Origin of the sequence: Sphingobium sp. PNB, assembly GCF_019873065.1 — a bacterium.
In the GTDB taxonomy this organism is placed as follows: Bacteria; Pseudomonadota; Alphaproteobacteria; order Sphingomonadales; family Sphingomonadaceae; genus Sphingobium; species Sphingobium fuliginis.
The window spans coordinates 23,347-43,653 of sequence record NZ_JAINEZ010000025.1 but is presented as its reverse complement, the minus strand read 5'-3'; the positions used below and the strand labels follow the sequence as shown (position 1 = coordinate 43,653).

Below are 20,307 nucleotides of genomic sequence, written 5' to 3'. Positions count from 1 at the left end.
AAAGGACGGCCCTGATGCCGACGGAATTGCATGAACCGGTCGTAGCGCTGATGCGCGAGGTGGGGCGGGACGTTGTCATGCCGCGCTACCGCAACCTCGCCAGCCATGAGATCAGCGAGAAGGCGGCCGACGATTTCGTCACCATCGCGGACAGGGAAAGCGAAATCCGGCTGGCGGAAGGATTGGCGGCGATCCTGCCGGAAGCCGGCATCATCGGGGAGGAAGCCTGCGCCGCCGACCCCGCCATATTGGACCGTGCCGGCGAAGGGCTGAACTGGATCATCGACCCGATCGACGGGACCGGGAATTTCGCCGCCGGAAGGCCGCCCTTCGGCATCATGGTCGCGCTGGCGGACGCAGGAACGATCCTGGCCGGGTGGATATTGGACCCACTGACCGGACGCCTGTGCCACGCCATATTGGGCGCCGGCAGCCATATCGACGGGGAGCAGGTCTATGCGCGGGAGAGCGGCGAACCGCTGCCGATCGCGGCGCTTGCCGTCTATTTCATGACGGAGGAGGAGCGCGCCGACGTCAGACGCCGGTCGGAGGCCATTTTCCGGCTGGTGGATATTCCCCGCTGCGCCGCCGAGCAATATCCGCGCCTGGTGCTGGGACAGAATGACCTGTCGGTCTTTGCCCGCACCCTGCCCTGGGATCATGCGGCGGGAACGCTGTTCGTGAACGAAGCGGGCGGCCTGTGCCAGCGGCTGGACGGATCGCCTTATGTCGTGGGCGATTTGCGGCGCGGGCTGCTGGGGGCTTCATCCCCGCGCCTCTGGGATCTGGCGGCGGACCGGTTGTTCCGCTGAAGAAGGGAAGGATGGACATGCTGACGATCTGGGGACGCCTGAACTCGCATAATGTGAAGAAGGTCGCCTGGTTCGCCGGTGAAATCGGCCTGCCCTATGTCCGGCACGACGTCGGCGGTCAGTTCGGGATGAGCGACGCCTATGTCGCGATGAACCCCAACCGGCTGGTCCCGACGATCCAGGACGGCGATATGGTGCTGTGGGAATCCAATGCGATCCTGCGCTATCTGGCGGCACGCCATGCCCCGGAAGGCTTGTGGCCCACCGATCCGGCGATACGGGCCCAGGGCGACAAATGGATGGACTGGCAGTTCAGCTTTGCCGATGCGCAGCGAGGCGCCTTCCTGAACCTCGTCCGCAGGAAAGTGGAAGATCGCGATATGGAGGCGGTGGCTGAGTCGGCGCGGCAATCGGGAGAGGCGATGCTGATCCTCGACCGCACCCTGGCTGGGCAGCGCTGGCTGTCGGGCGAAAGCTTCGGCGTCGCGGACGTGCCGATGGGCGTCTATGCGCACAGCTTCTTCACGCTGGACATGGAACGGCCGGACGTGCCCCATGTGCGGGACTGGTATGACAGGCTGCGCGAAAGACCCGCCTATGCCGGGACGGTCATGATCCCGCTGACTTGAGGCAAAATGCCCCTGCCTTTGCAGGGGCATTTTGCGGGCAGGCTATCAAAGAACGCTTTCGATCCAGCCCTTGAGCGCGCTCTTGGGCGCGGCGCCGACCTTGGTGGCGGCGGCTTCACCATTTTTGAAGAGGATCATCGTCGGAATGCCGCGCACGCCATAGCGGCCGGGCGCATCGGGATTTTCGTCGATATTGATCTTCGCGATGGTGACCTTGTCAGCCAGCTCGTCCGAAATCTCTTCCAGCGCGGGGCCGATCATCTTGCACGGACCGCACCATTCCGCCCAGAAATCGACGAGCACGGGCTTGTCCGCGTTGATGACGTCCTGCTGGAAGCTGAGGTCGGTGACTGCCTTGGTAGCCATTTTGGGTATCTCCTTCGGTTGCCGGATATTTAGGATGGCGACGCATCCGCCTCAACGGTCGGAAGCGGCAAATTCTCCTGCGCGGGCGGAAAGCCGGGCTTGTGCCGTTCCAGCAGTTCCGGCGGCAGGGTGATCAGCCTCGGCGCGGATGTGTAGAGCAGGCCGGCCTCTATCCTGCGACCCGGAAAGATCACCTGGAGCGCGGCGGCATAGGCGGCCATCTGCCGCACATGGGCCAATGGCACCTCCTCCACCACCAGCGGCGATATGCGGCCGGTCTTGAAATCGACCAGTTGCACCGCATCGTCACCGATGCGCAGCCGGTCGACCGTACCGGCGATCACCGCCTCGCCCACCACGGCGGCGATGGGCGCTTCCGCCAGCGCATCGGGTCCGAACAGCGGGGCAAATCGCGGGTCTTCGATCACCCGCAATGCCTGTTCCATGACGTCATGCCGCCGCGCCGGATCGCCAAGGCCCTGTTGCGCCAGCCAGTTGTCGGCGCGGGAGCGGCGGGCATCCGGCGGCACATCGGCCAGCCTCTCGAACAGCCGGTGCAGCCAGCGGCCGCGTTCGGCCGCGTCCCGCATCGCGGGGGTCGGCGGCGGATAGGGCACATCGTCCTCCACCGCAGCGGAGGGCGCCAGAGGACGCGGAGGGCGCGCTTCGGCAGGGGCGCGGCGGCGGAGCCAATCCGGTTCGTCATGCGCCGTCCGGTTTTCCGCAACAGCCGTCTCCAGGGGTCTGGCGGGCAGGATTTCGCTTCCGCGCCAGCTCCGCCGCGCGCCCCAGAGCGGATCGGCCTCCCATTCCGCGTCCAGCGAAATGAGCGCCGCTTCAACGGCGGCATACCAGCTTTCCGGCTTGACCTCGCCCCTGGCGCGGGGACCGAGCGAGCCGGCGACGACCAGCCTTTCCTCCGCCCGGGTGAGGGCGACATAGAGCAGGCGCCAATGTTCGGCGCGCTCGACGGCGCTGGCCTCCTCGGCCACCTGGCCGATCGCCCCCTGCCTCTCCCCCTTGCGCGGCGCGATGATCGGCAAGCCGTTCCACTCCAGCGAATCGGCGCGATTGCCTGCGTCCGGATCGAGGCATGCGTCGGCCAGGATGACGATGGGCGCCTGCAGTCCCTTCGCCCCGTGCACCGTCAGCAGGCGGAGCGAGTCGCCCTGCGCGGCGGCATCGCGCACGATCTCCACCTCGCCCCTGTCGAACCAGTCGATGAAGCGCTGGAGCGAGGGATGATCGTCATTCTCGAAGGCGAGCGCGGCATTCAGCAATTCCTCTATCGGATCGGCCGCTTCCGACCCCAGACGCTCGATCAGGCGGCGGCGGCCATCCACCGGGCCGGACAATATCGCCTCCAGATAACGATAGGGGGTGGTGAAGTCCGCCTGCGCCAGCAACTGCCGCAAGGGGCGCAGCAGTGCATCGTCCAACGTCGCTGTCAGATGCTGCCACAACCCCAAGCGGCGGCCGATGAGGCGGGTCATCAGTTCATCCTGCGTCCAGCCGATCAGCGGCGACACCAGCAGCGCGGCCAGGTTCAGGTCATCCTCCGGCTGCACGGCGAAACGCAGTGCCGCGAGCAGGTCGCGCACGGCGAGCGGCGCGTTCAGGCGCAGGCGGTCGATGCCCGCCACCGCCACCTTCTCCTCATAGAGGCGCGCGACGATCAGCCGCGCCAGTTCGGACCGGCGGCGGACCAGGATCATGATGTCGCCCGCGGTCACGGGGCGGCCCCGGCTCTCCAGCATCAGCCCGTCATCGATCCACTGCCTGATCTGGCGCGCGATGGTCTGGGCCAGCACCCGCTCCTGATCGGCGGCCCAATCCTCCTCCCCCTCCGCATCGTCGGACAGGCCGGCGACGACGGGTTTCCAGAGCAGCACTTCGCCCGGAAAGCGGTTGGCGCTGATGTGCCGGACTTCGCCCGGCTCCAGGCCGAAGCGTTCGGCACGCAGGGTCGCTATGGTGCGGTCGACCACATCCAGCACGGCCGGCGTCGAGCGGAAGCTGTGCTGAAGCGACAGGTCGTGGAATATATGGCTTGCGTCCTCCGCATGGCGTTGGAAGACGATCTGCGCGGCGCGAAAGGCTTCGGGGCTCGTCCCCTGAAATCCGAAGATCGCCTGCTTGAAGTCGCCCACCGTGAAGATGGTGCGCACCCTGTCGCCCTTGGCGCCCTCGCCCGCGAAGAACTCCGCCGCCAGCGCGCCGACGATCTGCCATTGGCTGACATTGGTATCCTGCGCCTCGTCCACCAATATATGGTCGATTTGCTGGTCGAGCTTGTAGCGAATCCAGTCGGCAATGCCCGGCTGGGACAGAAGTTGCGCCGTATTGGCGATCAGGTCGTCGAAATCCACGGCTCCTGCAAGGCGCTTGGCTTCCGCATAGGCCCGCGCATAGACGCGGCCGGCATGCAAAGCCCTGGCGAGCAGTGCGGCATAGGCTGCGCGAGTCCGAAGGCCCAGCAGCCCGGAACAGCATTCGTGCATCCGCGCAATCGCATCGCCATAGCCGTCCACCGAAGGCGCCCAGCCCCTGGCGGTCGAGATCGGCTCGCCGTCCGCCTTTGCCCAGACCGCGTGGAGATCGGCCAGCGCAGCGGCCCGCCCCGCTGGATCGAGAGCCCGCCAGCGCGCGATCCTGTCGCAGCGTTCCAGCGCCCGTCCAGTGCCCCAATCCGCATTGGCCTGCGCGATCCAGATGAGCGTGCGCATATCGAACAGTTCGTCCGCGCATCGTTCGGCAATATGCGCGTCGATGTCGCCTTCGGGCAGGTCCAGTTCCCGCAGCAGCCAAGGCGCGATGTCCTCCGGCAAGGCGTCCAGCGCGTCCAGCCGGGCCGCGCAGCGCAGCAGAAAATTCTCGGCCCCGCCCTCCCCCAGTCGCAGGCTCAGCGCCTGCAACGCCTCCATCAGGGCCTCGTCCCCCTGCTCCTGCGCGACCACCACCATGTCGGCCAGCGTCTGCCGCGCCAGCGTCGCCTGCTCGCGCTGGTCGAGCGGACGGAAACCGGGGGGCAGGCCGGCCTCCAAAGGAAAGGCCGTCAGCAACTGCTGGCAGAAGCCGTGGATCGTCTGGATGCGCAGCCCGCCGCCGGTTGATTCCAGCACCTCGGCGAAAAGGCGGCGGGCGCGGTCGCGGGCTTCCGGTCCGGACTCCTCGCCCAGCGCATCCAGATCGTGGAAAAGGTCGGCCTCGTCCATCAGCACCCAGGCGGCGAGTCGATCATGCACGCGATCCGCCATTTCCGCCGCGCCCGCCTTGGTGAAGGTGAGGCAGAGGATATTTTCCGGCCGCACCCCCTGAAGCAGCAGGCGGAAGACGCGGGCGGTCAGCACATGGGTCTTGCCCGTGCCCGCCGATGCGGACAGCCACACATGCGCATCGGGCGCGGCGGCCTGCGCCTGCGCGCCCGCCAGCGGTTGCAGGGCGTTGTGCTTTCTAGCCATCGTCCCGGCCATACCATTCCTCCAGCCGCATGAGCTGGTCATAATCGCCATAATTGGCGACTTCCGGGTTCACCTGCGCATCGAAGGGCGCCGATCCGTTGAGCCAGGCGGCGGCGATTTCCTCGAACTGCGCATGAACCTGGGAGGTGAAGTCGGCGGTGACGATCTTATCCCGCTTGCCCAGCGGGTCGACGGGGCTTTCGCGATAGCCGAATGCGTCGCCCTTCTTCGCGAGCGACCAATATTCGAAACTGCCCGCCACGGGTGCGGAATCGGTGCCGGGGAAGCCGCCATGCTCCGCGATCAGGCCCAGCAGGCCGAGTTGCAGCGCATAGCCCGCCTTCACCTGCCGCGCGCTGGGCGGCTTGCCGGTCTTGTAGTCGACTATGCCCAGCCTCCCGTCCGGCAGCAGGTCGATGCGGTCGGCCTTCCCGGTCAGCGTCACCCCGGCAATCTCCGCCCGGCCTTCCGTTTCCACCGAAAGGATCTTCCGCCCGGCGGCAAGATCGCTCGCCACCTCCGCCGCGATCCATCGTATCGCTTCGATAAGGCGCGGTTGCCAGAGCGCCTTGAGCAAGGGATGGACGTCCGGCCGGTCGAACATCGCCCGCGCACGCGCTTCCAGATCGGCCAGATCGCCGTCGCCCTCCTCCGCCCATCGCTGGAGGATCTCATGCACGGCCGTGCCGCGCCAGGCGGGTCCGGCATCGGCGTCCACCGGGTCGAGCCGCGCCAGTCGCAGGATGCGCTTGGCATAGAAGGCGTAGGGATCGGCCTTCAGCCGGTCGACGTCAGTGACCGGAATGACCTTCGGACGCACTGACGAAGGCGGCGCCGGCGCGGGGCGTCGGGCGGGCCTGTGCTCCTCCGCATGGTCGATCGCCTGCGCCAGAGCGGCATAGCGGTCGGCGCTCTTCCATTGCGGCCCCGCCATAGCCTTCAGCCGCAGCCAGAAGCGGGAGGCGACCGCCGGACCGCCCGCGCCGCGCCGGGCGCGCGTGATCAGCACCTGCGGCGCGCCAAGGGCGCTGGCGAAATCATGGGCGGCAAGGCCGATGCGGCTTTCCAGGCCGGGCAGCCCGATTTCCCGGCGGATGCGCGGGGCGAGCCATGGATCGGGCGCGGGCAGGCCCGGCCATGTGCCCTCGTTGAGGCCGCCCAATATCATGAGGTCGGTCTGCACCAGCCGCGCTTCGATCAGGCCGAGGATGCTGATCCGGGGGTGGCCGCCCTGCGGCGGGCGAACCGAAAGGCCGCCCAGAAGATGGTCGAACAGGGCAGGCAGCGCGCGTATGTCGGCCTGACGCGGCCCTTCGCTCGCCGCCTCCTCCATCTCCGCGAAAAGGTCGGCGGCGGCATGACCCTGATGCCCGGCCCAGACCGCATCATGGGAGAGACGGCCGGCATGTTCCCGGATGGCCGCCAACTGCCCGGCAAGGTCCGGCGCGGCCATGAAGGCCTGCTCCAGCGGTTCCAGCAGCGCGCGGGCTTCGCCCCACCACTGCCGCGTGCGGGCGCGCAAGGCGCTTTGCCGGTCTTCGCCCTCCCGTTCGGCCAGCAACAGGTCGATCCCATGGATGCCCGCCCACGGCCTTGGTCCGCGCAGCAACAGGTCGAGCCCGCGCACGCCCTCCAGCCAGGCAAGCCGCCCTTCCCCCCGCATGACGAGCGGATGCTTGAGCAGGGTCAGCAGCGCGACGGGGGCAAAGCGCTCCGCCAGCGCCTCGGCCATGGCGATCAGCAGCGTTCCGGGCGGCAGGCGCGACAGCGGCTGACCCGCCGAATCGTCCGCCTCCATGCCCCAGCGGCGCAGATGCGCGGACACGCGGGTCGCCAATTGCCGGTCAGGCGTCACCAGCGCGGCGGTGCGGCCCGGCGTCTCGACCGCTTCGCGCAGGGCGATGGCGATCGCCTGCGCCTCTTCGCCCGGCGTTGCGACTTCCAGCGCCTCCACCCCGGCGAGCGAACGGTCTGCGGTCCTGAGGTCGCGCCAGCGGCTCGTCAGGCGCGGCGGCAGCATGGCGTTGGAGATGTTGCGCCCTCGAACGGCGCGGGCGTCATGCTCGCTGCCCCAGCGCCAGAGCGCCACATCGTCGCGCGTGGCGCTCATCCGGTCGAGCAGGCGTTTCAGGGCATATTGGGGATGGGTCTCATGCCCCGCAGGTGCGCGGCCGGTCAGAGGGTCGGCATCGAAGGGGCCGATGGCGTCCCAGGCATCGCCGTCCATCTCCTGATCCAGGCCGGCAAAGACCACCGCTCCCTGCGGCAGCATCGCGATCCGCCGGAGCAGCATGGCCACTGCCGGCGCCGTGGTGGACATGCCCGCCGCGATGACGAAACCCTCCGGCGGCGCCTTGGTCCAGCGCTCCGTCATGCGGTCCAGCAGGCGATTGCGGCGGTCCGCGAGGTCGATGCACCCCAGCCGCGCCAGTTCCTGCGGCCATTGCGCCAGCAACAGGCCGAACAGCCTTAGCGAGGCCTGCCAATGCTGCGACAGATCGTCCGACAGGCTGAGTTCCGCCAGCGCGCGCATGGGAACGCGCTCCACCTGCATCTGGTCGAGGACCGCGCCCAGCGCCTGGGCCAGCTTCAACGCCTGACCCGCATCGACGGGGTGCGCCGATGCCTGTTGCACCATGCGCGCCAGGATCATCTGGCGGCGCATCGGCGCGATGGCGGGCGCTATGGGGTCATCCTCCCCCAACGGATCGAGCGCGCCGCCCACCTGTTCGCCCAGATCGGGATCGCCCAGCGCGACGAGGCGCGGCAACAGCAGGCCACCGCCCGATTTTCGGACGAAGGCATCGCTGACCGACCGGATGGCGCGGTTGTTGGGCAGCAGGATCATGCCCTGCGCCAGCCGCATCGGATCATCGCCATGCCGAGCGAGGATGCCCGTCACCAGCGCGTCGGAAAAGGCGCGGTGCGCGGGTATGTTGAACAGCGCCGGGCGGGTGCGTTCACCCATGGGCCAGCATCGACTCCACGACCGGAATGGCCTGCGGCGTGCCGACATCGAACCAAAGCCCCTGATGCGAGACGCCGTAGAGACGGCCCGTTTCTATCGCCCGGTTCCAGAAGACATTGGTGGAAAAGACATCCGACGGGGGATCGACCAGCAGCGCGGGCGACATGATCTGGACGCCGGTGAAGACGAACGGCGCGACATGGGCGGTCTTGCGCCGTGTCAGCCGTCCGTTCGCGTCCATGTGAAAATCGCCCGGCCCCCGATGGCAATGGGCGCGTGCGAGCGGCACCAGCAGCAGCAGCGCGTCCATCCGGTCCGGGTTCCAGATCCTGCGCATCATGCCCAGCGTTTCCTGCGGGCCATCGATCCACAGATTGTCGCTGTTGGCGCAGAAGAAGGGCGCGTCGCCCAACTGCTCCCTGGCGTGGATCAGCCCGCCGCCCGTTTCCAGCAGCTTCCTGCGTTCGTCCGAAATCGCGATCTGCATGCCTTCATTATGCGCGGCCAGATGCGCCTCGACCGTATCCGCCAGATAGTGGACATTGACGACCACCTTCCGGATGCCGCCCGCCGCCAGCCGGTCCAGCGCATGGTCCATCAGCGGCTTGCCGGCCACCTTGACCAGCGGCTTGGGGCGGGTGGCCGTCAACGGCCGCATGCGCTTGCCCAGTCCAGCCGCCATCAGCATCGCGGTGTCGATCATGCCGGGGCGTAATCCTCTAGCGCGTGGTGCCGCTTCCCGGCAGGGATATTGGCCGCGAACCATGCCGCCACGGGCGCCAGCGCCGGGTGGGCGAGGTCGCGTTCCAGCAAGTCCCACATGCGGGGCAGATAGGAGAGGTAACTCGGCTTTCCGTCGCGCTTCCACAGACGGGTGAAGATGCCGATGATCTTCGCGTTGCGCTGCGCGCCCAGCACGGCATAGGCGGCGTCGAAGTCAGCCGGGGGATGGGCGATGGCGCGATAATGGTCGAGCATCGCCGCCTCCAGCGCGGGCGGCACGTCGCGGCGCGCATCCTGCAGCAGCGAGACGAGATCATAGGCCGGATGCCCCGCCAGCGCATCCTGGAAGTCGAGCAGGCCCAGGCCATGCGACGCCGCCCGGTCGATCAGCATGATATTTTCGGCATGATAATCGCGCAGCACCGTGACGACCGGGCTGGACGACCGCTCGACCATCGGCAGCACGGCGTCCCATGCCGCGACATAGCCCGCCTCATCCACCGGCAGGCCAATGGCGGGACAATAGCATTCGGTCAGCAATCCCGCTTCCCGCTGATAGACGGCGCGGTCATAGGGCGGCACGTCGGCCGCCGGCAGGCGATGCAGCGCCGCCAGCAGGTCCACGGCGCGGCGATACACATCCCCTTCGGCTTCGGGCTGCTCCTCGACATGCTCCTTGACGCGCAGATCGCCGAAATCCTCGATCAGGACCAGCCCTTCGTCCAGGTCGCGCGCCAATATCCGGGGCGCGGCAAAGCCATTCTCCGTCAGATGCTCGGCAATGGCGATAAAGGGCCTCGGGTCCTCATGCGGCGGGGGCGCGTCCATCAGCACGGCGCGGCGAGGCCCGTCGATCACCCGGAAATAACGCCGGAAGGATGCATCGCCGGCGAGCGGCACGATGGCGGCCTGCCCCCACCCCGCCTGCGCGAGAAAGGCGGGAGCGGCGGCGGGCGGGATCATATCTGTGACCATCGCTCCGTCCAAGCGTCCGGCACGTCCGCTGTCAAGCGCCGAGCGCCGTCGGGTTCCATCGCAATGTGGAAGCGCAGGGCATCGGGCCATGCGCCCTCGCCCATCCGGTCGGGCCATTCGACGATCAGCAGACTGTCCGTCAGATAGTCGTCGAGCGCCAGTTCCCCAGCCTCTTCAGGCCCGTCGAGCCGGTAGAGATCGACATGGGCGACGGGCAGCTTCACATCGGGAATGTCATAGGGCTGGACGATGGCGAAGCTGGGGCTTGGCGCTTCCTCCTCAAGCCCCAGTCCTTCCAATATCCCACGGGCAAGCGTCGTCTTGCCCGCGCCGAGCCCGCCTTCCAGCGCAATGACGTCGCCGATGCGGGCCAGCGCGGCCAGCCGATGCCCGAATGCCAGCATGTCGGCCTCCCCGGCCAGCACGATCTCATCCTCAGCCACGGGGCAGCTCGATCACGACCATGGTCCCCTGCCCCGGCTCCGACACCAGTTCCAGCGTCCCGCCATGCGCCTGCGCCAATTGTCTGGCGAGTGGCAGGCCGATGCCTGCCTTGCTGCCGTTGCGCGCCTGCTCGGTCCGGGAAGACGCGTCGAAGATCGTCGCCTGTCGCCTGGCGCTGATGCCCGGGCCATTGTCCGATACGACGAGGCGCGCGGAGTCGCTCGTCCCATCGCCGTGCAGCAGCACCCGGCCGCCCCGGTTGCAATAGCGCACGGCATTTTCCAGCAGATGATCCAGCGCCTGACCGATCCGCCGCTTGTCGCCCTGCACCGTGCCAAGGCTCGATTGGAGCGACATGGCAAGGTCGATCCCCTTGCCCGTCGCGTCCGCCTTGATCCGCGCCACCGCGTCCCGCGCTTCCGCCGCCAGATCGACATCTGCCTTTTCGATGGGCAGCATCCCCGCCTCGCCCTGCGTCAGGTCCAGCACATTGTCGATCAGCATGGAAAGGCGGTTGGTGCTTTGCAGGATGCCGTCGACATATTCCCGGGCGGAAGTGCTCAGTTCGCCCGCATAGCCCGCGCTCATCATCTCCGCGAAACCGGCGATGGTGGTGAGCGGCGTGCGCAGTTCGTAGCTCATATTGGTGACGAAGGCGGTCTTCACCTTGTCGGCCTGCTCCAGCGCGTCGTTGCGGTCGCGCAGCACCTGTTCCACGCGGCGGCTGTCCGTGACGTCGAGCATGGTGAACAGCGCATTGCCGTCGGGCAGCGGGATCGCCGCGAATTCGAAGATGCGTCCGTCCGCAAAGCCGACATGGCCGACGCGCTGCTTGCGCTCCACCGTGGCGGCGCGCACCAGTTCGCGGACGAGGTTCGCCTGCTGCGGCTTGGCGAGGCGCGACTGGACGGCGCGCATCAGTTCGTCGATCCGGGGATGCCTGGCCAGCAAATCTTCCGGCACGTCCCAGATCGACCGGAAACGGCTGTTCCAAAGGTGCAGGCGTCCGCCCGAGGAAAAGACGCCGATCGATTCGAACAGATTGTCGAAGGTCGCGGTACGGACGCGGAGCAGGGTGTCGCGGGCGCTGGACAACTGGACCTGCTCCGTCCGGTCCTCGAAGATCAGCAGCAGCCCGCCGTCGGGCAGCGGCTGCGCATAGACGCGCAAATGGGTGCCGTCGGCCAGCAGCCAATTTTCCTCCCGCGGGTCGGGCGAGAGGAACCAGTCGCGCCGTTCCGCGCGCCACGCCGGAAAATCCCTGTTCTCGGGCAATCTTCGTGCTTCACGCATCTGGTCCAGAACCCGCTCGAACGGCGGATTGTCGGCCAGCCGCTCCTGATCCAGCCCGAACAGGCTCATGAAGGGCTGGTTCCAGAAGCGCAGCGCCCGGTCCGACCCGAAACGCGCCACGCCCGCGGACAGGCGATCCAGCAGGTCGCGTTGCGCCGCCTCCAGCCGCCGATGTTCGACGCGCGCCTGTTCCAGCTCATTCTGGTCCATGGCGAAACCGGCGACGCCTGCCCCGCCGAGGGGAACATCGACCACGCGCATGGTCCGCCTTTCGCCGTCGATGGTCGCGGGAACCATGCGCTCCACCGGCGCGCCGTCGGCAAGGGTCTGCGCGGCGGCCGCCTGCGGCGTCAATCCGCCGACCGTCTCGACCAGTTCGGTGCCGTTGGCGATGACCTCGCGGGCGTTCTCTCCGTCCACAGCACGGACATAGGCCGTGTTGACCAGGCTGAGCCGCATGTCCGCCGTGCGGTGCCACATGGGAAAGGGCGCCGCTTCCACCAGGCCTGCAAGCGCTTCCAGCGCTTCCCGAAGCTGTTCCACCCTGCCCTTCAGGGTCTGGATTTCCGACTGGCTGTCGGTCGCGTCGAATATCCAGAGGACAACGCCGCCGCTTTCGGCCAGCACCGGCCCGGCGGGCGCGCCGCGAACCAGCAGCAGGCGAGACGAATCGACGCCCCGCACCGGCAGCGCGAAGCTGCGCCCCGCGCGCTGGGCCGCCTCGATCTCCCGAGCCAGCGCGGCGGCATCATCGGGTTCCAGGCCGCCGTCGGGCGCGGTCAGTTCGGACACGAAAGTCGGCACCCGATCCTTGCCCAGCCATTTGGCGAGGCGGTCTGCCGCCTCCAGCCGCCCGTCGGGATGAATGACGATGGGCGCCGCGGGCGCGGAGGCGAGCAGGACCGACAGCCGGTCGAGCTTTCCCTGCGCCTGCATGCCTTCGCGGCGCCGGCGCTGGCCGCTCGACAGCGCCCAGACCGCCGCACCGAGCCAGAGGGCCAGGACGACGCCCAGTATCACGGCAGCAAGAGGGGTCAACGCCATTAAACCTGCTTCGCCCTCATCGCCGAATGTCTGCCCCCGTCCTTGGTTCTGAGGGGACTAACCCAAGTCAGATGCAGGGTGAAGCACCGAGATGGAAAGAATCATGCTTTGCGGTGAAATCATTGTCGGGGAACATCGCGGAAGGGATCGCGGCGGTGTCGGAAGATCGCCCACATGGGCGAGCAGGCGCCAACAAGGCGCTTTACACCAAAAAAGGGCCGATCCCGAAGGACCGGCCTGAAAGTTTTAGGAGAGGATGCCTGAAAGGCCCCTCCTATGTGCAGTGCAGCACGTCATTTTGCAAGTGCGAAAAACATGCCCATCGTTGCAATGATTGCAATTCCTTGACCATATTCGCGCTGCATCGCCGGCTCAGCGCGTCAGCTTCTTGTAGGCAAGCCGCGTCGGACGATCCGCCGCATCGCCCAGACGACGCCGCTTGTCCTCCTCATACATTTCGAAATTGCCCTCGAACCATTCGACATGGCTGTCGCCCTCGAACGCCAGGATATGAGTCGCCAGACGGTCGAGGAAGAAGCGGTCGTGGCTGATGACCACAGCGCAGCCCGCGAAATTCTCGATCGCCTCTTCCAGCGCCGCCAACGTTTCGACGTCGAGGTCGTTGGTCGGTTCGTCGAGCAGCAGCACGTTGCCGCCCTTCTTCAGCATCTTGGCGATGTGCACGCGGTTGCGCTCACCGCCGGACAGCTTGCCGACATTTTTCTGCTGGTCCTGCCCCTTGAAGTTGAAGGCGCCCACATAGGCGCGCGTCGACATGTCGTGGCCGTTGACCTTCACATAATCGAGGCCGTCGGAAACCTCTTCCCACACATTCTTCGACGGGTCGAGATGGTCGCGGCTCTGGTCGACATAGCCGAGGCGGACCGTCGAACCGATGTCGATCTCACCCGAATCAGGCTGCTCCTGCCCGGTGATGATCTTGAAAAGGGTCGACTTGCCCGCGCCGTTCGGCCCGATCACGCCGACGATGCCGCCCGGCGGCAGCATGAAGGAGAGGTTCTCGAACAGCAGCTTGTCGCCATAGGCCTTCGAGATATTCTTCGCCTCGATCACCTTGCCGCCCAGACGCTCGGGCACCTGGATGACGATCTGCGCCTTGCCGGGGGTACGGTTCTCCTGGCTGGCGACCAGTTCCTCGAACTTCTTGATGCGCGCCTTGGACTTGGTCTGGCGGCCCTTCGTGCCGGCCCTGATCCATTCCAGCTCGTCGTTGATCGCCTTTTGCCGGCCGGTCGCCTCCCGGTCTTCCTGCTCAAGACGCTTGGACTTCTTCTCCAGATAGGTGGAGTAGTTGCCCTCGTAGGGGAAATATTTGCCGCGATCGAGTTCGAGAATCCAGCCGACCACATTGTCGAGGAAGTAGCGGTCGTGGGTGATCATCAGCACCGCGCCCGCATATTCCTTCAGGTGGTTTTCCAGCCATTCGACGCTCTCGGCATCCAGATGGTTGGTCGGTTCGTCGAGCAGCAGGATGTCCGGCTTCTGGATCAGCAGGCGGGTGAGCGCGATGCGGCGCTTCTCACCGCCCGACAGGCTGTCGACCGGCCAGTCCGAAGGCGGACAGCGCAGCGCTTCCATCGCGATCTCAAGCTGGTTGTCGAGCGTCCAGCCGTCCACGGCGTCGATCTGCTCCTGCAACGTGCCCATTTCCTCCATCAGCGCGTCGAAATCGACGTCCTCCGGCGGATCGGCCATGATCATGCTGATCTCGTTGAAGCGGTCCAGCTTGTCCGCAATCTCCCGCGCGCCGTCCTTGACGTTTTCCAATACCGTCTTGTTCGGGTCGAGTTGAGGCTCCTGCGGCAGGTAGCCGACCGAGATATTCTCGCCCGGCCATGCCTCTCCGCTGAAATCCGTGTCGATGCCGGCCATGATCTTCATCAGGGTCGACTTGCCCGCGCCGTTGGGGCCGACGATGCCGATCTTCGCGCCGCGATAGAATTGCAGGTTGATCTGGTTGAGCACCGGCTTGGCGGCGCCGGGAAAGCTCTTGGTCATGCTCTTCATGACGAACGCGTATTGGGAGGAGGCGGACATGGCTTGAAGCAGCTCCGAAAGGACAATCGTTGGAAATTGGCGCCGGGTTAGCGGAGGCGGAACGCGTTGGCAAATGGGGGATGTCCCGCTAAGCCTTGATCCATGCAGAAAATCCGATCGGGCACGCTTGCCGCCCTTTTCCTCGGCAGCATATCCACTCCCGTCCTTCCTCTTGCCGCGGCGCCGGCCGGGCTGGAGGCGATTCGCGCGTCGGCCCTGACGGACGAGGTCGCGATGGACTTCACCGAAGGCCTGACCACCGAGGTCGGACCCCGCCCCGCCGGCACCCCGCAGGAAGCGCGGGCCCGCGATTGGGCCGTGGCGAAGCTCAAGAGCCTTGGCTTCTCCAACGTCCGGGCCGAACCCTACACCATGCCCGTATGGCTGCGCGGCCATGACGAGGCCCGCGTGAACGCCCCCTTCCCGCAGACCCTGGTTCTCGCCGCCCTCGGCAACAGCGCCTCCACCCCGGACAAGGGGATCGAGGGAGAGGTCGTCTATTTCCCCACGCTGGCCGATCTGGAGGCCGCGCCCGAAGGCAGCCTGAAGGGCAGGATCGCCTTTGTCAGCCATGCCATGCACGCGACGCAGGACGGCAGTTCCTATGGCTATTTCGGCGCGACCCGCCGCCAGGGTCCCAGCATCGCCTCGAAAAAGGGCGCCATCGCCATCCTGATCCGCTCGATCGGCACCGACAATCATCGCCAGCCCCATACAGGCGTCCAGATGTGGGCGGATGGCGTGAAACCCATTCCCGCCGCCGCGCTCAGCGTGCCCGATGCCGAACAGCTTGCCCGGATTGTCTCCCGCGGGCAGCCGGTGCGGCTTCACCTCACGCTCAGTTCGAAGATGCTGAAGGACCAGCCCTCGGGCAATGTCCTGGCCGAAATCCCCGGCAGCGATCCCAAGGCGGGCGTGGTCGTCGCCGCATGCCATCTCGATAGCTGGGACCAAGGCACGGGGGCGATAGACGATGGCGCAGGCTGCGGCATCGTGGCCGCCGCGGCGCTTCAGGCGGCCAAGGCCGGGCCGCTCCGCCGCACCATCCGCGTGCTGATGGCCGGTGCGGAGGAAGTGGGCGGCAATGGCGGCCGTGCCTATTACGACGCCCATGGCAAGGAAGCACATGCCATGGTGATGGAATCGGACTTCGGGGCAGATCGCGTCTGGCGGGCGGATTTCAAGCTGCCGCAAGGCCATGATGCGCTTGCCCGCCGGGTCGTGGCCGGGCTGGCGCCGCTCGGCATCGGGGCCAGCCGATTGCCCGCGGGCGGAGGTTCCGACATCGAACCGCTGGTGAAGGCCGGCGTTCCGGTGATCGATCTCCAGCAGGACGGCACCCGGTATTTCGACATTCATCACACGCCGGACGACACGCTGGACAAGATCGATCCCACGCAGCTTCGCCAGAATGTCGCCGCCTGGGCAGTTGCACTTTTCGAAATCGCAAATGCGCCGGAATCGCTAGGCGTTAACTGAACTTTTATTGTAGACAACACCCTGTCGCGTGATTCTGTCGCTTCACCGACGCAGAAAAGCATTGATTTGTGCAGCGCACACGTTAATGCGGGTCGCTCGCGTAAGTCACGATTTTGGTGTGACGACGCGGCAAAATGCTATGGGAGCCGTACACAATGAAGAAGATCGCTGTTGTTTTCGCTTCGGCCGGCCTGATGGCCCTCGCCGCTTGCGGTGAGAAGCCGGCCAACGAGACCGCGAACGCTTCGAACGCTGTTGTTGAGAACGTTGTCGAAAACGCCACCAACGCTGCCGACAACGCCGCGAACGCTGCCGACAACGCCGCCAACGCTGCGAACGTCGCCGGCAACGCCGCGAACGCCGAATAATCTTCGCTCCAGCGAGATTTTCGAAAGGGCGGATCGTCTTGGTACGATCCGCCCTTTTTCTATGCGGGCGGGATTGGGGCCAAAAGCGCGATTGACGTGCGGCCTGCTTCGCCGCTAAGGCCCGCGAGCGCCGGGGAGTAGCGCAGTCTGGTAGCGCGCCTGCTTTGGGAGCAGGATGTCGCAGGTTCGAATCCTGTCTCCCCGACCATTACCCTGGATACCGGGCTCTTCCGGCAGGCCGAGCGACGGCCTGTTCAGCGGAACAGCAGCCACAGGATAATGATGATGGGAATGGGCACGCCCAGCAACCACAGCAAAATGCCCTTGCCCATCCTGTCGATCCTCCATCGCCTGCTATTGCTTTCGCAGGCTCAACGAGCAGGGAAGCCAGGAGGTTCCGCCGATGCCGCGCCCTTGCCAAAGCGGCCGGGGCAGCCCGGCAACGGGCGTTGGCAACAGGCGTTGGCAATAGGTGAAGGCCACCGACGCCGGTCCTTTGATCCGGCAGCGATGGCCCGCCACGGCGGCCCTGGAGCCGCAGGCAAATGTCAGAGCGCGTAGTCGATCTGCGCCCAGAACTTCCTGGTGTCGGCATCGCCGGTGTAGCTGGCGATCCCCTTGCGATCATAATCCGCATATTTGACGAGCGCGCTCAGATGCTTGTTCAGCTTCAGCGTCACCTGCGCATCATATTCGTCGCCATAATGGATCGACAGCCGGTCGCTGCTGAACCGGTGGTAGATGAAGGAAGCGACCAGCGGTCCGGCCTTGCCCACCTTAGGCACGGTATAGGCGACGCCGGCATAATAATCCTGAATGCCGGTGCCGGGCGTGGTCAGGAACTTGTCGGCCCAGCCGTTGAACTTGTGCAGCGTGGCAAAGGGCGTCTGGAAGGCGAAACCGCCCGCGATGCCGGTCGCGCCCGCATCCGATCCCAGCAATTCATAGCCCGCCGTCAGCTTGAAGGCGGCAATGTCCAGCCCCAGTTCCGCCGTGACGAAATCCGCCGAATAATCGACGGGATTGGTCGCATGGTCGCTCTGCCGCGCATAGCTGGCGAGGTAGCTGAGCTTCACCTTCTTCGCGAGCGGCTGCGCACCGGTGAAGCGCAGGCCATAGGTCTGGCTGCTGTTGCGCCTCAGCGCGGCCACCGCCTCATCCTCATCCACCAGATAGGCGAAGCCGGTCAGAGTCCCGAGCTTGGTCTTGTAGGAGATGTTGGCGAAGACATCGTCGCCCTTGATGTCCGTCGGCCGGTTGGCCGAACCGAACTTGCCGCCGTCTATGCCCCAGATCGTCCGCGCCGCTATCGCGTAGCTGAGGTCGACCTTCAGGTTCTTGATCCCCATATATTCGATGCGCACGGCATCGAAGGTCTGCTCATTCTGCCGCCAGGCGACGGAGCCGACGAAGCGCTGGTCGTCCAGGTTGATCCGCTGACGGCCCACGGTCACGACCAGCGGCTTTGTGCGGTATTGGATCTGCACCCGGTTGGCCTCGACCGTCTCCGGATCGGCCACGATGGGATAGAGCGTCTTTCCGTTGACGCCGCTATTATAGTCCTCATCGATCGCCAGCGTGCCTTCGGCTTCGGCCAGGAAGGCCCAGGGGCCCTTCGAAACCTCCCCGCCCGCGCGCAGCCGCATCGTCACGGAATGGGCATCGCGGCTGCTGCTGAGCGGCGCGGGGCCCGCCTGATCGACCGTTTCGTACCGCAAGCGGGCCTCCACGATCGGCTTGAAAACGACATCCTGCGCCAGCGCCGGCGCCGCGATCGCGGACAGTCCCATTATTGGGACCGACGCCGAAAACAGGAAAGAAACCTTCTTCATAAATCCCCCTTCATTTGCTCCCGATGGCCTTTCCGGGCCTGTTCAGGGCATCCTCTCCAAACCGGATTTCAGGCGGCAAGCGTCGCCGGATTGCGGTAGCGCTCGTGCAGGAAGTGGATGACGGCGGAACGCGCTTCGGCATATTCGGCCGTGTCGACAGCCTCCAGCCGGTTTCGGGGACGGGCCAGCGGCACGGCAAGGTCCTCCCCGATCCGCGCCGCCGGGCCGTTGGTCATCATGACGACCCGGTCAGCCAGCAGCACCGCCTCGTCGACATCATGGGTGATCATCAGCACGGTGTTGTTCAGCCGCGCCTGCAAATCCATGACCACGTCCTGAAGCGCCGCCCGTGTCAGCGCGTCGAGCGCGCCGAAAGGTTCGTCCATCAGCAGGACGCGTGGGTTCATGGCGATGGCGCGGGCGATGCCGACACGCTGCTTCATGCCGCCCGACAGTTCGCCCGGCCGCTTGCCCACGGCATGGGCCATCTGGACCAGTTCCAGATTGTGCATGACCCAGTCCCTGCGTTCGGCCCTGTTCCTGCCGCCCGCCGTCTTGTCGACGGCCAGACGCACATTCTCCTCGACCGTCAGCCAGGGCAGCAGGCTATGGTCCTGAAAGACGACCGCCCGGTCCGGCCCCGGCGCGTCGACCAGTTCGCCGTCGAGGAAGATCGCGCCCCGCGTCGGCTCGACCAGCCCGGCGACGGCATTGAGCAGCGTCGACTTGCCGCAGCCGGAATGGCCGATCAGCGCCACGAACTGGCCCTTTTCAACCTCCAGATCGATCCCGTCGAGCGCGCAGAAGCGCCCTGCCCTGGTCGGAAATTCGACGGTGACGCCCTCAAGCGCGAGATAGCTGCGCTGTTTCATGAAAATGCCCTCCCCTGTCAGCCTGCGCGGCCGATGATGCGGCCCGCAAAGGCGACGATGCGGTCCAGCGCGAAGCCCACCATGCCGATCCAGATCAGCGCGACGATAGTGTCGGTCAGCAGCGAACTGTTGTAGCTGTCCCAGATGAAGAAGCCGACGCCGGTGCCGCCCTGCACCATCTCGGCCGCGACGATGGCCAGCCAGCTCATGCCGACGCCGATGCGAAGACCGGTGAACATGTGCGGCACCGTGGCGGGCAGCATGATGCGCACGAAATATTCGATCGGATTGAGCGCCAGCACCTTGGCGACGTTGCGATAGGCGGCCGGAATGGTCTGCACCCCTGCCGCCGTGTTCAATATGATCGGCCAGATCGCGGTGATGAAGATCAGGAAGATGGCGGAGGGCTGCGCCTGCTGGAAGATGGCGAGGCTGATCGGCAGCCAGGCCAGCGGCGGCACCGTGCGCAGCACCTGGAACAGCGGGTCGAGCGCGCGGAAGGCGAAGACGCTCTGCCCGATCAGGATGCCCAGCGCCACGCCGATGACCGCCGCGATGCTGTAGCCGATCAGCACGCGGCTGAGGCTGGTCAGCACATGGCCGGCAATGCCGACGTCGCCGCCGTCCTGGATGCTGAAATGGGTGAGGCCGATCTCCACGCCCTTGAACGGATGCATGATGACGTCATGGCTTTCCTGCCAGACGGCGAGCGGACTGGGGAAAGTCGCGCTCGGCGATCCGCAGAGCAACTGCCAGAAGGCCAGCAGCCCCGCGATCATCACCATGGTCGGCAGCATGCTGGCCGCCCCGGATCGCGCTGCGCGGATCAGCGGATGCACGGGCGCTGCCACCGGCTCGAAACTGCGGCGGGCGATGGCTTGCTCGGGATAGGGCAGGATGACACCCAATTCGGTGCTGGCCCCGCCGGTCGAAGCCGACGGCCCACTCATCCTGCCGGGCGATGGCGATGCCATGCTGATCTC

At 66.3% G+C, this 20,307-nt stretch carries 15 protein-coding genes and 1 tRNA gene; 5 read left to right on the top strand and 11 right to left on the bottom strand.

Annotated elements, in window-relative coordinates; translation table 11 throughout:
* Window positions 1–14 precede the first annotated feature (14 nt).
* On the top strand, window positions 15–812 hold the full coding sequence (locus K7W03_RS10830; RefSeq protein WP_025548947.1) for an inositol monophosphatase family protein: 798 nt from the start codon (window positions 15–17) through the stop codon (window positions 810–812).
* 17 nt (window positions 813–829) lie between these two features.
* Window positions 830–1,441 (top strand): glutathione S-transferase family protein, encoded by a 612-nt coding sequence (locus tag K7W03_RS10825; protein WP_222886319.1) that lies wholly within the window; start codon window positions 830–832, stop codon window positions 1,439–1,441.
* A 45-nt stretch (window positions 1,442–1,486) separates the two neighbouring features.
* Here K7W03_RS10825 and trxA read toward each other — a convergent pair whose 3' ends face one another.
* From trxA to ettA, 8 genes are all read right to left on the bottom strand, one after another.
* Window positions 1,487–1,807, bottom strand: a complete 321-nt coding sequence (gene trxA / locus K7W03_RS10820; RefSeq protein ID WP_044662313.1) for a thioredoxin TrxA — start codon at window positions 1,805–1,807, stop codon at window positions 1,487–1,489.
* 29 nt (window positions 1,808–1,836) lie between these two features.
* Complete coding sequence (gene addA / locus K7W03_RS10815; protein WP_222886309.1) at window positions 1,837–5,280, bottom strand: double-strand break repair helicase AddA; 3,444 nt, start codon at window positions 5,278–5,280, stop codon at window positions 1,837–1,839.
* Complete coding sequence (gene addB, locus K7W03_RS10810; RefSeq protein WP_222886308.1) at window positions 5,261–8,236, bottom strand: double-strand break repair protein AddB; 2,976 nt, start codon at window positions 8,234–8,236, stop codon at window positions 5,261–5,263. The genes addA and addB overlap by 20 nt, the downstream gene beginning before the upstream one ends.
* Window positions 8,229–8,939, bottom strand: coding sequence for a nucleotidyltransferase family protein (locus K7W03_RS10805; RefSeq protein ID WP_025548951.1), 711 nt, complete (start codon window positions 8,937–8,939; stop codon window positions 8,229–8,231). Before K7W03_RS10805 ends, addB begins: the two co-directional genes overlap by 8 nt.
* The gene (locus K7W03_RS10800; RefSeq protein ID WP_222886318.1) at window positions 8,936–9,922 is read right to left on the bottom strand and encodes an aminoglycoside phosphotransferase family protein; all 987 of its coding nucleotides are present in this window, start codon (window positions 9,920–9,922) and stop codon (window positions 8,936–8,938) included. The genes K7W03_RS10805 and K7W03_RS10800 overlap by 4 nt, the downstream gene beginning before the upstream one ends.
* Complete coding sequence (tsaE, locus tag K7W03_RS10795; protein WP_044662309.1) at window positions 9,919–10,377, bottom strand: tRNA (adenosine(37)-N6)-threonylcarbamoyltransferase complex ATPase subunit type 1 TsaE; 459 nt, start codon at window positions 10,375–10,377, stop codon at window positions 9,919–9,921. The genes K7W03_RS10800 and tsaE overlap by 4 nt, the downstream gene beginning before the upstream one ends.
* Window positions 10,370–12,715 (bottom strand): sensor histidine kinase, encoded by a 2,346-nt coding sequence (locus K7W03_RS10790; protein WP_222886307.1) that lies wholly within the window; start codon window positions 12,713–12,715, stop codon window positions 10,370–10,372. The genes tsaE and K7W03_RS10790 overlap by 8 nt, the downstream gene beginning before the upstream one ends.
* A 372-nt stretch (window positions 12,716–13,087) precedes the next feature.
* Window positions 13,088–14,773 (bottom strand): energy-dependent translational throttle protein EttA, encoded by a 1,686-nt coding sequence (gene ettA, locus K7W03_RS10785; RefSeq protein ID WP_025551543.1) that lies wholly within the window; start codon window positions 14,771–14,773, stop codon window positions 13,088–13,090.
* Window positions 14,774–14,875: 102 nt separating this feature from the next.
* Between ettA and K7W03_RS10780 the strand changes: the two genes are divergently transcribed.
* The 3 genes from K7W03_RS10780 (at window position 14,876) to K7W03_RS10770 (ending at window position 16,828) form a co-directional block, all read left to right on the top strand.
* Window positions 14,876–16,252 carry a M28 family peptidase gene (locus K7W03_RS10780; protein ID WP_222886306.1) on the top strand — a complete coding sequence of 459 codons (1,377 nt, stop codon included), beginning with the start codon at window positions 14,876–14,878 and terminating at the stop codon, window positions 16,250–16,252.
* 155 nt (window positions 16,253–16,407) lie between these two features.
* Window positions 16,408–16,620: a hypothetical protein gene (locus K7W03_RS10775; RefSeq protein ID WP_007689093.1), complete on the top strand. Its 213-nt coding sequence runs from the start codon at window positions 16,408–16,410 to the stop codon at window positions 16,618–16,620.
* Between the two features lie 131 nt (window positions 16,621–16,751).
* Window positions 16,752–16,828: transfer RNA gene (locus K7W03_RS10770), tRNA-Pro, on the top strand.
* Between the two features lie 340 nt (window positions 16,829–17,168).
* On the opposite strand, the gene K7W03_RS10765 is transcribed toward K7W03_RS10770, so the two are convergent.
* From K7W03_RS10765 to ntrB, 3 genes are all read right to left on the bottom strand, one after another.
* Window positions 17,169–18,452, bottom strand: a complete 1,284-nt coding sequence (locus K7W03_RS10765; protein ID WP_222886305.1) for an alginate export family protein — start codon at window positions 18,450–18,452, stop codon at window positions 17,169–17,171.
* A gap of 68 nt (window positions 18,453–18,520) precedes the next feature.
* A complete protein-coding gene (locus K7W03_RS10760) occupies window positions 18,521–19,324 on the bottom strand; it encodes an ABC transporter ATP-binding protein (protein WP_222886304.1) in 804 nt (267 codons plus the stop codon).
* 17 nt (window positions 19,325–19,341) lie between these two features.
* Window positions 19,342–20,298 (bottom strand): nitrate ABC transporter permease, encoded by a 957-nt coding sequence (ntrB, locus tag K7W03_RS10755; protein WP_226870043.1) that lies wholly within the window; start codon window positions 20,296–20,298, stop codon window positions 19,342–19,344.
* Window positions 20,299–20,307: the final 9 nt, after the last annotated feature.

Excerpts from the sequence above, each read along its gene's own strand:
- K7W03_RS10830 (WP_025548947.1), top strand. The coding sequence starts at position 15 with ATGCCGACGGAATTGCATGAACCGGTCGTAGCGCTGATGCGCGAGGTG.
- K7W03_RS10825 (WP_222886319.1), top strand. The coding sequence starts at position 830 with ATGCTGACGATCTGGGGACGCCTGAACTCGCATAATGTGAAGAAGGTC.
- trxA (WP_044662313.1), bottom strand. The coding sequence starts at position 1,807 with ATGGCTACCAAGGCAGTCACCGACCTCAGCTTCCAGCAGGACGTCATC.
- addA (WP_222886309.1), bottom strand. The coding sequence starts at position 5,280 with ATGGCCGGGACGATGGCTAGAAAGCACAACGCCCTGCAACCGCTGGCG.
- addB (WP_222886308.1), bottom strand. The coding sequence starts at position 8,236 with ATGGGTGAACGCACCCGCCCGGCGCTGTTCAACATACCCGCGCACCGC.
- K7W03_RS10805 (WP_025548951.1), bottom strand. The coding sequence starts at position 8,939 with ATGATCGACACCGCGATGCTGATGGCGGCTGGACTGGGCAAGCGCATG.
- K7W03_RS10800 (WP_222886318.1), bottom strand. The coding sequence starts at position 9,922 with ATGATCCCGCCCGCCGCCGCTCCCGCCTTTCTCGCGCAGGCGGGGTGG.
- K7W03_RS10790 (WP_222886307.1), bottom strand. The coding sequence starts at position 12,715 with ATGGCGTTGACCCCTCTTGCTGCCGTGATACTGGGCGTCGTCCTGGCC.
- ettA (WP_025551543.1), bottom strand. The coding sequence starts at position 14,773 with ATGTCCGCCTCCTCCCAATACGCGTTCGTCATGAAGAGCATGACCAAG.
- K7W03_RS10780 (WP_222886306.1), top strand. The coding sequence starts at position 14,876 with ATGCAGAAAATCCGATCGGGCACGCTTGCCGCCCTTTTCCTCGGCAGC.
- K7W03_RS10775 (WP_007689093.1), top strand. The coding sequence starts at position 16,408 with ATGAAGAAGATCGCTGTTGTTTTCGCTTCGGCCGGCCTGATGGCCCTC.
- K7W03_RS10765 (WP_222886305.1), bottom strand. The coding sequence starts at position 18,452 with ATGAAGAAGGTTTCTTTCCTGTTTTCGGCGTCGGTCCCAATAATGGGA.
- K7W03_RS10760 (WP_222886304.1), bottom strand. The coding sequence starts at position 19,324 with ATGAAACAGCGCAGCTATCTCGCGCTTGAGGGCGTCACCGTCGAATTT.
- ntrB (WP_226870043.1), bottom strand. The coding sequence starts at position 20,298 with ATGGCATCGCCATCGCCCGGCAGGATGAGTGGGCCGTCGGCTTCGACC.